We start from the raw sequence: 14,638 nt of genomic DNA, 5'->3' as shown, positions 1-14,638 counted from the left end.
ATATTTATTGTTTTAGTTTATTTTGGCCGTTACTACCTGTTATTTAATTTCATCAGTAGCATTTAAATACCTTTTTTAGACAGATCATCCATTTATCATGTCATTCAGTATTGTAATCTGATACAGCATATGGTGTGCTCATTTTTTATTTTAAGGTTTTACCGCACCACTCTGTAGCTACTTATTTTTTCACCCAGCATAGATACCCAAAACTCTTTTCAAACAGCCGCTCGCACTTCATTTCATTGAGCTACCGACAACACCGTTCTCTATAGCAGAGAGCATTATATACAAGGGGTTGTGCAAGATCTTCAAGCAATTATTAAAACTTGTCTCGTTAAAGTTATTCTATTAACAGGAGGACTTTGCATTACTGACCGCCTGCATACTGCTTGTGCGGGCTGGTGTAATAAGGACACCCATCTGCCAGCAAAATCAGCTGACAGATGAATATTTCAACGACCTCTGACTACTCTAAAACAGGCTTGATACAACATTTTCCCGGCTTTTTCTATAAGGTTTCACAATATAAAATAGAAGTACTCATCTACTATTTATAAATAATCACATCAAGTCTCCTCGGACCATGAACGCCCTCAACCCGACTTAATTCGATGTCTGACGTAGCTGAAGGACCCGAAATAAATGTAATGGGACGTCTCCCTTTTTTTATACTCTCTTCTAAAGCAGCAAAACCTTCCGGAATTAAATGCAAAATCTGATCTTCATGAACCAAACAGAGATGATAGTCTGGTACCAGCGTCAGCGCACGCCTCCCCTGGCCATTTCCGGCGTTAAGAATAATCGTTCCTGTTTGAGCAACTGCTTGAGCACATGTCGTTATTACACCATCTGATTCGTCCAGTTCCAAATGAGAAAGTGGTTTATCAGTAAAATCAAATAGAGGCGTCACTGTAGTGGGTAAAAATTCTTGCCTGAAGCCTTCTGGAATCACCAGCCTCTTTACATTTTCTTTCTGACAGCTCTCATCTACCACATTTAGGAGATCTTTCTGTGCAACCCGTTTCACCGTTGCCTTATATTCTCCAACTCTTTCCATAAATAAATTCACGATTTCATTTCCGGGCAGATCTCCTTCTTGCCTGTAAGTTCTTAATATCTCAATATCGTCTGGTTTTTCGTTTTCCGGCACATCTGAAATAGCTTTTCGTATGGCGTTAAGCATCTCTTTTTTTGAATTACTCATCACGTTCTCTCCACCATTCTCTAAAGGTTTGGTTCGGGATTGGCTTAAGATCTCTCATCGCCGTCCAGCCTGAAAGCTGACCCGGTAGCTTTGAAATTGTGCCATTTTTCATAAAAAACTTTTGCCCCGTTCGTGCTATTTTTTGTCCACGTTCATACCTGTGTCGACTCTTAAAAGCGCGGGCCATCATCTTCATTCCAATATGCTCCGGATCTGTCTTTTGTTTAATTCCACCTACACTTTTCTTGTGATCGACTATTTTACCTCGCAAATGGACCAGTACATCGGGAATATTTATCTTTACCGGACAGACTTCGTAACAGGCCCCGCACAGGGTTGATGCGTATGGGAGTGAAGCAGCACTTTCGTTATCGAGGCCTTTTAGTTGAGGGGTCAAAATGGCTCCAATGGGTCCCGGATAGACAGAATGATAGGCATGACCGCCTGTGCGTTCATACACAGGACATACATTTAAACAGGCACTGCAGCGAATACAGTGTAAGGTTTGCCGGCCGATTTCGTCAGCTAAAACGTTTGACCGCCCGTTATCCAGCAGAACCAGGTGAAACTCCTGCGGGCCATCTCCCTCCGTGACCCCTGTCCAAAATGAGTTATAGGGATTCATTCTTTCAGCAGTGGATGATCTAGGGAGTAACTGCATAAACACTTCAAAATCCTTCCAGCTGGGAATGATTTTTTCAATCCCCATTACAGTTATCAGCGTATCGGGAAGCGTTGTGCACATACGTCCGTTTCCTTCGGATTCTACAACAGCAACCGTCCCCGTTTCTGCCACTCCGAAATTGGCCCCGCTGATACCAACTTTTGCATTTAAAAATTTCTTTCTCAGGTATGCTCGTGCCGCTTCCGCCAAATCTTCCGGGCGGTCACTCAACTCTTTTTGACCCAGTTTCTCCCGAAAGAGCTCCCGAATCTCCGCCCTGTTTTTGTGGATTGCAGGGACCAAAATATGTGATGGTTCATCTTCGGCCAGCTGCACGATCAATTCAGCCAGATCAGTTTCCAGTGCCTGAATTCCTTCTTTTGCCAATGCTTTATTAAGCTGTATTTCATCGGTGGTTATCGACTTAACTTTTACGACATTCTGCACCTCTTTCTGTTTTACAAGGTCCACAATTATACGATTGGCCTCATCCGCATCTCGCGCCCAATGAACGCATCCGCCTGCTTTTTTAACAGACTCTTCCAGTTGCAGAAGATATTTATCGAGATGTCGCATTACTCTTGTTTTAATCTGCCTCCCTGCTGTTCGAAGTGCTTCCCAGTCCGGCATCTCATCCACAACAACCTTACGCTTCTCGCGAATAGCGTGTGTAGCATGACCAATATTCTTCCGAAGCTGTGTATTCGATAAGTAGGCGTTAGCGGACTCTTCGAAAGTTGGGTCGTAATTGGATCTATTCATCATTGATGGTTTTCAATTTTAATTCCTCCCCTCTCGGGAGGGGAAAGCGTAATCATGACAGCGTAAGCAGTCATAATAAGCGAGGGGTGGGTTCACGTTCTGTCCTCCTCGACAAACGAAAAACTGTATCATCGTTCACAACACACCCCTGACAACTCCGCTAAACGCTCCGTTATCTGTCCCCCCTCAAGAGGGGAGATTTTCTATTCCTCCGTCGAGGCTAATATCTTAGCAATATGAACTGGTTCAACACCGCTCCGCTGCCTGCTTAGCGCTCCCCCGATATGCATCAGGCAAGAGTTATCAGCGGCAGAACAAACTTCCGCACCGGTCTCTTTAATATGCCGAATTTTATCACCTAACATCGCCATCGATGTATCTGCATTTTTTATGGCAAATGTTCCGCCAAAACCACAGCACTCTTCAGCCATTGGAAGTTCGACAAGATCAATTCCTTTAACATTTCTAAGCAGCTCCAGGGGAGCATCTCCTACTTTTAATACTCTTAGAGAATGGCACGTTGGATGATATGTCACCCGATGCGGGTAGTAGGCACCCACGTCTTTCACTCTGAGTTTTTCAACCAAAAATTGTGTCAACTCAAACACTTTAGGCACAATCTTTTCCACTCTGTTCTTCAACGCCTGGTCACCGGACCGTTCCGCAACTTTCCCATAAAACTCATGAACCATCCCTACGCACGACGCTGATGGTGCAACGATCACTTCCGCATTTTTAAACACATCCACAAATCGCCGCACTAATGGAATTGCCTCCTCCTGGTAACCAGTATTGTAATGCATCTGACCGCAACAGGTTTGTTCTAGCGGAAAGTCAACCGAGTGACCCAGTCGCTCTAAAAGGTGCACCATTGACTTTCCAGTCTCTGGAAAAAGTGTGTCGTTAAAGCATGTTATAAAGAGGGAAATTTTCATTTGAGTCCAATGTAGCGGGTATGGGGTATTGAGGCAAACATTACTTTAAATCATCTTAAACTGGGGTTTACTCCTAAATGTAGTAACGCCAGAGTTTAATTTTATACTGCTGGTTCTTCAATCGAAGACTAAACTTCTGCACAGAGCTTGTTGAGTAAGCAAGCTTTAGAAACCTGTTTAACTGGTTAATAGTTACAAGGTAATATTCCCATACCGGTCATCGTATGGGCTCTATATACTGCGATTCACATTGTAAACAGTCACTTGTAAAATTCTGAAAACCGCTTCTCATGTCACTCTTCCAAAGGATGTTGTTCCAACAGTTCTTCGGGTGAGTAAAATCCCGTTTTATCCCGGGTGGCTGCCCGTACCTCGTTCACTTTCTCAGGAGTTATTGGTGATGCTTCATTCCCAAATGCATTTCTGACGTAGGTAAGAACTGCTGCAACCTCTTCGTCGTTGAGCATTCCACCAAAAGGAGTCATTGGAACATTGCCAGGATATTCTTCACCAAGCACTTCTATAGGGCCGGACAGCCCGTGTAAGGTTAACTTAATCAGCCGTTCTTCATTCCCGGTTACCCATTGGGTTCCGGCCAGGGGAGGAAACCCTGAAGCCGTTAACCCTTTGCCATCAGGCTGATGACAGGTACCGCAGTAGCCATCCATGGCAAAGATCTCCCTCCCCTTCATGAAAAGATCTCGTTCGGTTCCCGTAAGGTTGGTTTCAATTTCTTCGGGTGTTTCGTCCTGAACGGTTTCTCCAAGCAGTCGCGCAAGAGATGTATCGTAGGAAGGTCTCATCCAGTCATCAATAGGGTAGTTACCGGCTTCGTTTAAAATGGATAAACCGTCATCCTGATTCAGCCATGAAGCTGCTACAATTGCCTCCAGGCGAACCCGGCCATGCTCATCCCCGGCTGCCTGAACAAGCAGGTCTGCCTGGTCATCCACCTGGTGACCCGTATATCGAAGCACCCGAGCGGCAGCGGCTCTGACCCGATGATCTTCTGCTTCAATCAACCGTCGAAGCAGCTTCTCGTCCACCCGGTTCAATCCCCAGCTTACCCATAATCCCTCTAACAAGTGATGCTCATATCTTTCTTCATTCTCATCGAGGTTGTTAATCCAGGTATCCAAGTGCTGTAAAACATCAGATGCATCCCGGCTCCGCAGCTCCAGCCGGGTTCGTTCACGAGTTCTGAATTCGGGGAGCTTCAGATTTTCGAATAACTCTCCGATCGTGGCACCCGCCACATTTGCTGTTTCAACCAGTGGCCGTTCAGGATAGGTTATTCGATAAATTCGGCCGTGGACGTGATCTCTAAGCGGATCTCGTGCGTTATGCTGCATATGGCCTATCAATACATTATGCCAGTCGACCAGATAGAGTGATCCATCAGGTGCAAATTCCATATCAACAGGACGAAAATTCCGATCACTTGACTGTACCAAATCCTGTCTGTGCCTGCTTTTATAACCTGTGCCGGCATCTTCCAATGTATGCTGCTTTGTACCCAAAAATCCTATCGTGTTGTTGATCAAAAAATCTCCCTGAACGTCATCCGGAAAATGCCTGCTCGACACAAATTCCAATCCTGACGTCGGCCGAACCCGATGATCATCCTCAATCAGGTTTCTCGATTTTGGAGTGGCTGTCCCATATCTCGGCTTAACCGTACCCGGCATCATCCATAGAACATCGGGCCCGGAAGTTTCGGCAAAGAAATTCTGGCCCCACTCGTCAAATGCAATACCCCATGGGTTGGGAATGGACAGCTGAGCCGTTCGTTCCAGGTGGCGGCGCTGCGGATTGTATCGGTAAAAACCGCCATTGGTTGCCCGAACCGGACCATATGATGTTTCCACATTCGTATGCAGAAATACACCCTCCGCCATGTAGATAGCGCCAGACGGGTCTGTCGTGTATGCACTGTGGGCATGGTGGGTATCATGGTCATCAAAGCCGCTGAGCACAATTTCACTGGTGTCTGCCCTGTTATCGCCATCAGTATCTCTATAAAGCATTAAATTTGTGCCCTGTGAGACATAAACGCCTTCAGGTGCAAACTCAAAACCGACCGGAAGATGCAATCCATCAACAAATGTTGTCTGTTTATCAGCCTTTCCATCACCGTCCGTATCTTCAAGAATAATCAGTTTATCATCAGGTTTTTCATCACCCGGCTTATAATGCGGATAGCTCGGCATGGTAGCTACCCAGAGGCGCCCTTTCGTATCAAATGAAAGCTGAACTGGATTAGCCAGAACAGAAAAATCCTCTTCAGATGCAAAAAGTTCAATTTCGTAGCCCGGTGCCATTTCAAATGTCTCGAGCGCATCATCACCATACAGATATTCGGGGTTCCCATGCCTATCCGGATTAAAATTAGTTTCCACTTGAGGCAGCTCCCTGGTATTTTGATCCGCTGCTGCCACATCCATCAGATCACCATTTGCTGCTCGCCAAATTGCTGTATCCCTGATAGCGGTCATTTGCCGAATTTTCTCAATTTCTGCTGGATAGTTGTCAGGCCCAAACGGATTGTAGCGACGGCCGTAGGCATGCACGCCATTCGGAATTTTGTAATCATTATGCCACATCCAGTTTTTTTCAAGTACAGCTTCATGAACCAGATCTCGATATTTTTCGGCTTCCGTATCAACCTCACCGAAAACACGATCAGCCAGTAATTTTGCGAACTTAGAATATCCTTCGTCAGTGAGTTGTGAACCATCAATGGTTAACGGTTCATCACCCGATTCAAACCAATCTTTTGATGATGAAAATGCATCAACAAAAAGCACTTTTTGCCCTTTGGAAAGTGCATTGTGCTCTTCAACAACCTCTTCCATTGCCTCTGTATAGAGACTCAGATTTCCATTTTCTGTACTTCCATCGGGTAAATCATGTGCCTCTGATAGATCTTCAAACGCTATGGGAGAAACAATAGCAAGCAGCGGAGATGTTTCTCCATTATAATTTTGGTCTAACGTATAGCGAATGAACGCATCCAGTTCTGCCTTATAATTTTCCAGACCGTCTTCACCTTGGAACGACTCATTATATCCAAAAAATGCGATGATGATATCTGTTTCGAGCCGGGTCAGCCACTCGTCTGGTGTTTCAAAGTGTCCTTGACTTCCCGAATTAGTGGCTAACTCATCATAAAACTGCTCGGCGCCGGGAAATGCCCACGGTGAATTACGGGATGAATGTGGACGAAAACCAGGCCTGTTACCCGGGTCGCTCATATTTCGTATAAAAAGCAAACTGTCAGGGTATCGAAGGTGCATCTCGGTTTCAAAGTGGCCAAAATTCATCATTCTTGACCCCAGGTTATTCCCAATTAATGCAAGATGGGATTCCTTACTGATCTGTAGGGTGTTATCTGTTCGAGTGCATTGCACGGCACTTAAAGAAATTGCAGCAATGGCTAAAAACGCAAGTATCCGAGTAAAATTAATTTTCGAGTTAATGATCATCTGCAGATTTTAAGTTGTTGAGATCCGGTTTGTCGGGAAAGATCAGTATTTAACTATATGTTAAAGTTTTTCAAGCTATTAAATGTGAGGGCTTACCCCATAACTTTAAATATCTTTCGTATCTAATGTACAGTGGAAATTTGGTGATATTTTTTCGGGTAGAAAAGTGACCTTGAAGCGTCACCGGTGCTTTTCCGGGGCCTCTAAGCGTCACGCTCTTTCTAAAAATAGGACGCTTGAAGGTCCCTGAACCGCAAAATATTATTTATAATCAACAGGCTTGAGCCCTTCGATAAAATCTCCAAAGCCAAAGTTAGTTGGCGAATAATCTCCTATAATATCTACATTGGTTTTTTCGGGAACCTCTTCTCCCATGTCAAGCGCCCAGTAGCATGCGTTGACCAAAAGTCTCCTAAAGCCCTCACTTTCCATATCCTCCGACGAGCCCATGGTTGTCGTAAAAACGTTCCCGGTATTTCCCTGTTCCAATCTATATATTTTTGTCCAGGCTACCGGCATGATCGATTTTTCCCAGTTAATAGGTGTCTCAGGTGTCATTCCTTTTGTTGAAGCGCCCCAGACAAGTACGTCCACTTCACCTTCAAGCTCCCGGGTTCCATATACATCCGTCGGACCCCAAATATCGTATACGCCCCGAATTATTGGGTGATCATACCGCTCATTTATTCCATCAATCAACCCTCGGGTTCCCTCATTCCCATGATCTCCATGGTGGTCTACCCATGTTTCACCTAATATTTTTCGTCCAAATCCGCCCTCCCAGCCGGGAACACTGCTATTGTAGGAGTACTTTGCATATTCACTTTCTGAATTTTCTGAGTAGGCAAACGCATGCGTTGCGGTTCGTAAAGCAACGATAGGTTTACCGGCTTGAACATACTCGTCAATGTATCTCATCTGATCATCCGGCAATTCACGAAAGCGCGTAAAAAGCACCATAAGATCAGCTGATACAAGATTTTCCAACCCTGGAATGTTGTTTTGAAAATTTGGTTTGATCTCTCCACTTCCAGGTTCAATCGCAAATAGAACTGTGGTTTTAAACCCGTGATGATTCGATAAAATTTTGGCGAGTAACGGCATCGCTTCTTCAGATCGATATTCATCATCCCCGCTCACAAGTACAATGTGTTGGCCGTTATCCGTGCCGTGTGCCGGCTCAAATGTAATCCACTGTTCAGCTTCCTGGCCATACATGTTCTGTATACAGAAGAGAGCAGCAAAAACCAGAATCACAGCAGACTTGAAAATTTTTGCACCATTTAGTAATCCGTCCATTGCCTGCTATTTAATTAACGTCCATATTTTATACTGGTCAAATGTCCAGGTCCGTAAAAACATACACTGCTATAAGTTGACAAATTCAACATTGAAATCAAGGCTGAATGCACCCATATTTTAAATATGCGTGAAACCTGTCGAACAAGCCTCTGTTTCTACCATTCTACTTATTTGCAATATTTAAAGATGTATAATTCATCTTAACCACAAAATTAATGTTTATCCGGCACTGTCAAATAAACCTGCCAGAAATCAGGGCTGTTTCTTTTAAACTGTTCAATCCACTTTTCCATACTACATATTGGATTAAAAAATCCGTAAAGGAACTCGCAATTATTCATTCATTGACCCTAAAAAGGAACGTTCCGGATCCGTGTTCCGGCATTTTATGCCCACTACCGTCTATTCAATTCATTCCTGTTAAATACTGCTTTCGGATCGGGATCTGTTTCACTTAGAACTGCAATCACATTTTGAATCGTGAAAACACACATATCCCGATAGGTGGCAGCTGTCAGACTCCCTGTATGAGGTGTAATCAGGGTTTTTAGGTGATTCACAAGCGGGTGATTACTGCCCGGTGGCTCTATCGAAAGAACATCTGCGGCAAAACCTGATATTCTTTCGTTGTCCAGCGCATCCAAAAGAGCCGCTTCATCTATAATGGGCCCCCTTGCCGTATTGATAAGCCAGGCATCCGGCTTCATCAGGTTGAGTTGTTTTTCACCTATCAAATGTTTGGTCTCTTCAAGAAGCGGCACATGTAAAGTCACAACATCCGACCGTTCAAGAACATCTTCCATTGAGCAGCTTTCATATTCTGATTGAACCGGAAATTTATCCCAGTAAATCACTTTCATCCCAAAAGCATCGGCCAGTTTAGCAACCCGCTGCCCTATATTTCCCATACCTAAAATGCCGAGTGTTTTGCCTCTGAGTTCATCGCCGCTGTATTGATTACGCCAGTGCCAGTCTCCTTCTTTAACACGCTCCACAGATCGCCACGCATCCCGAATACCCATCATCATCAGAGTCAGAGCATGTTCGGCGATAGTTGAGGAGTTGGAACCAGGAGCGTTAATTACCCTGACCCCCCGTTTTGTGGCTTCAGCAACATCCACATTATCGAGTCCAACACCACAGCGGGCCACAACTTCAAGATCCGGGCAGGTTTCCATCAATTCACGGTTCACCTGGCCTTTGCCCCTGGTAATCACAGCGTGAACCGTTACTCGCTTTGCCATTTCGATTGGATCTGACCCCTTACCCTGCAAGGCCTCAAGCACCACGGCATTCTTACGTAAGAGATCATCTGCTTCCGTATCTACGGTTTCAAGGAGAAGGACATTTTTTTTCATTTTAAACGATCTGGGTTCAGTTGAACGGGAACTTAAAGATCAAAGCAATCGCGCAGCTAATTTCTATTCATACGCATATACCTGGTTCTATTGCTTTTTTTTGCTGCCGTGATAAAGCGACGCATCATCACTTTTATATCCTCTGTAATCCTCACGATTAGATTTATATAATCCTTCTTCATAAAATTCATCTTCAAATATAGAGTTGTCGATTTCAGCGTCCGGATGAGAGGATAACTCTACCAGGTTTCCAGAGGGATCACGAACAAACATCTGCATGGCACCGTCAGGTAACTGTCGAACTTTGCCCCACGGCTTGATATCAATCGCTTCTAACTCCTTCATTCGATAAAAGATGGAATTGAAATCATCTACCTGCATGCAAACGTGACCTCTGAATGAGGAAGTATCTTCCCATTCGGAAAGATGAAGCTGTTGTTCATCGTTGATATCAAAGAACATTACAGGGTAATCGAAATTAAACGCAGGCAGGGGATCGAGGCCCAGCTCTTTTTCGTAGAACTCACCTGCTTCTTCCAGTTTATCTACAATTAGTGTTACATGGTTAATTTTAACTGCTCGTGCCATAATTTTCAGATTTTGAGGTTCAAGGTTCAGGTTGTCAGGTTCTCATTAAAGTTATTTCGGCCCGAGCCGTAATCTCCTATAGTAATCAATTTCTGAAGAATCCGGGTCAAGTGCGGAATGACTGGCATTATTTAAATTTATCACGGACCTGCTTCAGGTTAAACTCTTTGTGTGTACTCTTTCACAAAATCCCAGTTTGGCGTAACGCCTAAACCGGTCGAGCCGGGAGCTTTAATCATTCCCTTCTCCACTTCCATTTTTTCATTAATCAGCTCATAGATCATGGGATTGCCTCCCAGTGAGAATTCGATAACTGTAGCTGAAGGGCTGGCGAATGCAACCGTAACTCCTGCCATAAATGAAAATGCGGATCCCCAGCAGTGAGGTGCAAGTTCAAGCTGCCATGCCTGTGCGAGGTGACCGACCCGCATCGCCTCTGATATTCCGCCAATGATTGCCGCATCCGGCTGAATAACGTCGATCGCGCGGTGGTTAATCAGGTCGCGGACATCAAAGCAGGTATATTCGCTTTCGCCTGCGGCAATGGGAATCGAAGTTGATGCACGAACCTCAGCAGTACCCATCGGGTTATCAGGGCTGATGGGTTCTTCAAACCAGTACAGGTCAAAATCTTCAACTCCCCGGCAGAACTGTTTGGCTTCAGGTACACTGTAAGTACCGTGCGCGTCCGCCATAATCTTAATATCAGGCCCCAGAACTTCACGGGCAGCTTTCACCCTGGCCACGCTTTTTGCAACTGTACTGTCCATCACTCCAACCCGCATTTTTACACCATCAAATCCCTTGGATACATAACCGGAAAGTTGTTCGCCGATACCATCAACATCCGCCCACCCGCCGCTTGCATACGCAGGCATTTGTTCCCGACAGGCACCTCCAAGCAGTTCAACAACCGGCACGTCCAGGGATTTTCCCTTTAGATCCCAAAGGGCCATGTCCACACCGCTGATCGCTGATATTGTGAGCCCCCTTCTGCCCAATATTGGAAATTTCCGGCCTCTTGCCAAGGCATAGTGATCGCGTGACCCGCTGTAAAGCTGTTCCCAAATTCGTGTAATATTTTTGGCATCCTGGCCGATTAACACCGGTTTCAGTTCCTGCTCGACACAACTAACAATTGAAGCACACACCCCGGATGAGCCCACAGCTGCTTTGGCCTCACCAAACCCTTGTAACCCTTCTTCTGTGGTTACCACGATCAAAGCCATATCAAAATGTGTAAGCAACCCGTAGTCGGACCGATGTTGCTTTACGTCCTCAATAGGACATCGGAGCCAATACGCTTCTACGTTTTCTATAATCATGTGGTGTGAAGTGGTTGGGTTTGAGTTAAGATTTTGTCATTGTCTTATCTTCTTAAAAAGGTTTATTGAAACTGAGCAATTAAGGATGAATGAATGTATGATTGGTAAAAGCTCTGTCAGTGCTCATAAGGTCATCCCCCTTGAACCTCCTTCGTCGGTTCTTTCCCATTCTCCCGAAGGAATCCCTTGCGGGGAAAGCGGGAGTTATCACCCTTCAGTTGATCTGAATAACACTCCATTATTTAATCAACGGCAAAAGCTTTTCAGCCGATTTGCGTGTCAGTTCTGTATAGAATTCTTCAGAAACAGAGGTGCTTCCGTGATCCTCTATAAATTTTTTCTGTTCTGCGCTCAGTCCTTCAGGCTTCTCATCAATAGAGTTTATATATGGATTTGCGGGAGTGCGGTCAACCGGAGAACAGAATTCCACGGAAATTGCCCCGTCGAATCCGGCTTCTTTTACCGTGTCCATAATCTTAGGCCAGTTTAGCTTACCCATTCCCGGTGCCATGCGGTTATTATCCGCAACATGAATCCCGTTAATTCTTCCCTTTGCCCGAAGAATCGCGTCGTAAATATCATCTTCTTCAATATTCATATGAAACACATCCAGGCAAACACCACAATTGGTTCCTACCTCTTTTGCCAGAGCAAGTGCCTGGTCACCCCTGTTGATAAAGTAGGTTTCAAATCGATTAATAGGTTCAATCCCTATCAGTATTTCCTGCGATTCTGCATAGTCATAGATCTCTTTCATGGAGGAAACCGCCCACTCCCACTCCTCTTCCGGGCGACCATCCGGAACCAGTTTTCCAACCGTACCGGGCACAACCGATACCATGGTACCATTCAGCTCTTTAACCATTTTTACAACATCCTTTACATACTGGATAGACATCGCCCGCTGATCTTCATCGGCAGCAAGTAAATTACGTTTTTCCATCATCAGGGTAACCGATCCCCAGCACCCAATACTATGGTCCTTTAACAGTTTACCGATTTTTTTTGTGTCGTACGATTCCGGTTCACCGGCAATTTCAAGTTTATGGTAGCCGAGACGAGCCATTCGTTCGATTGTGGTTTCAATCGGCTCGGCACGCATCCAGTTATGTATTGCAAGTTCCATATGTACAGAATTCTTTTAGGATTATGTATTCGTTTATAGATCCACAACTCTAACTATACGAATATTTTACCGATTATTCTGCCTAATAAAGAATTCGTAAAATGCACGTTTGATCTGGTTATCAAAAAAAATAGCCGCGTTCTCATTTATGTTAGGATACGCATCAAAGATATATTCACGAGTCAAAGCTCTTGAATCGCACCGATCCTGAGTTTATGGTACTGCTCTGATTTTAGGTAATGTTTAGTTTCGCTTTATTTCGGATCATCGGCCATATTTTTAAAACTTTCCGGATCTTTGGCGACTTCACATATCTCCTCTGCCAGGGGCTTCCTGAAATTCTGTTTCCGGTAGTGATACCAACCTGAAATTACCCGGTGATCGAAAATGAGGGTTTTATTGAGACTCCCGTCGGTATTCAGAAACCCTGGTTTACCGGCCGGCGTGCGGGCTCGAAATTACGGCTATATTGCAAACCACCGGAGATACCTAAAACTTTTAGCGGGTAGCACGGCCAAAGACCGCCCAAATCCTCAAGCTGCCAGGAGTTCCTGCCGGTCAAGATAATAGCCCGCGAGAGAAAGCATTTCGGATTGCGAAATTTATTTTTAATCATAGGTGTGTTTATTCATCGGAGTAAATGATAAATATGTTGGGTTTTTGCAGATCTTGAGAGATTAAATTTTCGCATTACAGCCAGCTAAAGAAGATGAAGCGATTATTAGTCTATCATTCTTTTTAAGTGTTTGGATTACTTCAACAGCTATTCACTTAGGGTAGAAATAATGGTGTTCTGTTTTAAGATATTTACCGGCTTATCCCTTTCTCATCATATATTAGACTTTAATTGATTTTTAAAATCTAAATCTTAGTTAAGCGCCGGCGTTATCACAATTTTTCTAAATTCAACGGGGCCGTGGTCTCCCTGGAGCATGATGGGGCCCGGCTGGCCTTCATTGCTATTAAGCGCACCGCCTGTGATGCCGGGAATCGGCCGATTACTGATCACTTCAATACCGTTCAATACCACGGTTACCATCCTGCCTGTGAGTTTGATGTCATAAGTCTGCCATTCGCCGGCCTTCTTAGCAGCATTGACAGCGGGATCGATAAATCCATAAATACCGCCGATAAGGTGGCTCTCGGGTTCCATACCGTAATTGTCGGCAATCTGTACTTCGTACCGCCCGCGAAGATAAATGCCGGCGTTACTGCCTTCCGGATAGCGAAACTCTGCATACAGTTTAAAATCATTAAATTTTTCTTTGGTGATGAGATTGCCGCCGGCTTCATTGTTTACCAGCACGCCATTTTCCATCTGGAACTGGTTGTTTTCGGGAGTGATCCAATGTGAAAGATTTTGATCCAGCAGATTTATCTCCTCCCCCCAGTTTGGTTCTTGTTCACGCTTCAGTGAGGGCGCTCGTACGGCCGTCCAGTCAAGCTTATTTCCATTGGGGTCGATGGTCCAGCCGGTAAGTTTGTCATTTTCCAGCGAGAATACGAATTGTGGGTCAGGATGCTGGGGAACCCACTGGGCTGGAATCCTGAAGCTGTAAACCCGGCTTTCCGGATCATAGTTGATCTCAGAAATCGGGCGTGCGCTGCCCACCGGCCCCACAAACTGGCCGACCAGCGCCTGGGAGCCTGATGTTTCTATTTCCAGCCAGGAAGGGAATTCGCCGTCGGGTGTGTTCAGTGTAATGTCCCATTTGCCAGCCGCTTCAGCTCCCGGAATACCGGATTGTGCCTGCGCAGCCAAAGTTAGTACTAATGAAAATAGTAGTAGAAACGGAACATGTTTTAATAATTTAGTCATGGTCAGGTAATAAGTCGAAATTAGTGTTGCGTTTAAAAATAGTGAGTAAACTATTACAAAAAGTTCT

Annotated in this window: 10 protein-coding genes; all 10 read right to left on the bottom strand. The window is 44.8% G+C overall.

What is annotated here, in order from left to right; all coding sequences use genetic code 11:
* Positions 1-550: 550 nt before the first annotated feature.
* Positions 551-1,207, bottom strand: coding sequence for a LutC/YkgG family protein (locus tag AABW11_RS12615; RefSeq protein WP_340105467.1), 657 nt, complete (start codon positions 1,205-1,207; stop codon positions 551-553).
* The gene (locus tag AABW11_RS12610) at positions 1,200-2,636 is read right to left on the bottom strand and encodes a LutB/LldF family L-lactate oxidation iron-sulfur protein (protein ID WP_340105466.1); all 1,437 of its coding nucleotides are present in this window, start codon (positions 2,634-2,636) and stop codon (positions 1,200-1,202) included. Before AABW11_RS12610 ends, AABW11_RS12615 begins: the two co-directional genes overlap by 8 nt.
* A 200-nt stretch (positions 2,637-2,836) precedes the next feature.
* Entirely contained in the window at positions 2,837-3,568 is a 732-nt protein-coding gene (locus AABW11_RS12605) for a (Fe-S)-binding protein (RefSeq protein ID WP_340105465.1), read from the bottom strand.
* Positions 3,569-3,861: 293 nt separating this feature from the next.
* On the bottom strand, positions 3,862-7,053 hold the full coding sequence (locus tag AABW11_RS12600) for a PVC-type heme-binding CxxCH protein (RefSeq protein ID WP_445263772.1): 3,192 nt from the start codon (positions 7,051-7,053) through the stop codon (positions 3,862-3,864).
* Between the two features lie 261 nt (positions 7,054-7,314).
* Positions 7,315-8,352, bottom strand: a complete 1,038-nt coding sequence (locus tag AABW11_RS12595) for a ThuA domain-containing protein (protein ID WP_340105463.1) — start codon at positions 8,350-8,352, stop codon at positions 7,315-7,317.
* Between the two features lie 398 nt (positions 8,353-8,750).
* Positions 8,751-9,713 (bottom strand): hydroxyacid dehydrogenase, encoded by a 963-nt coding sequence (locus AABW11_RS12590; protein WP_340105462.1) that lies wholly within the window; start codon positions 9,711-9,713, stop codon positions 8,751-8,753.
* 87 nt (positions 9,714-9,800) lie between these two features.
* The gene (locus AABW11_RS12585; RefSeq protein WP_340105461.1) at positions 9,801-10,301 is read right to left on the bottom strand and encodes a VOC family protein; all 501 of its coding nucleotides are present in this window, start codon (positions 10,299-10,301) and stop codon (positions 9,801-9,803) included.
* A gap of 158 nt (positions 10,302-10,459) precedes the next feature.
* Positions 10,460-11,626, bottom strand: a complete 1,167-nt coding sequence (locus tag AABW11_RS12580) for a mandelate racemase/muconate lactonizing enzyme family protein (protein ID WP_340105460.1) — start codon at positions 11,624-11,626, stop codon at positions 10,460-10,462.
* A 238-nt stretch (positions 11,627-11,864) separates the two neighbouring features.
* A complete protein-coding gene (locus AABW11_RS12575; RefSeq protein ID WP_340105459.1) occupies positions 11,865-12,752 on the bottom strand; it encodes a sugar phosphate isomerase/epimerase family protein in 888 nt (295 codons plus the stop codon).
* 868 nt (positions 12,753-13,620) lie between these two features.
* On the bottom strand, positions 13,621-14,571 hold the full coding sequence (locus AABW11_RS12570; protein WP_340105458.1) for a 3-keto-disaccharide hydrolase: 951 nt from the start codon (positions 14,569-14,571) through the stop codon (positions 13,621-13,623).
* Positions 14,572-14,638: the final 67 nt, after the last annotated feature.

This window comes from Rhodohalobacter sp. 8-1 (assembly GCF_038150125.1).
In the GTDB taxonomy this organism is placed as follows: Bacteria; Bacteroidota; Rhodothermia; order Balneolales; family Balneolaceae; genus SW132.
This window is presented reverse-complemented; position numbering and strand designations above follow the sequence as displayed.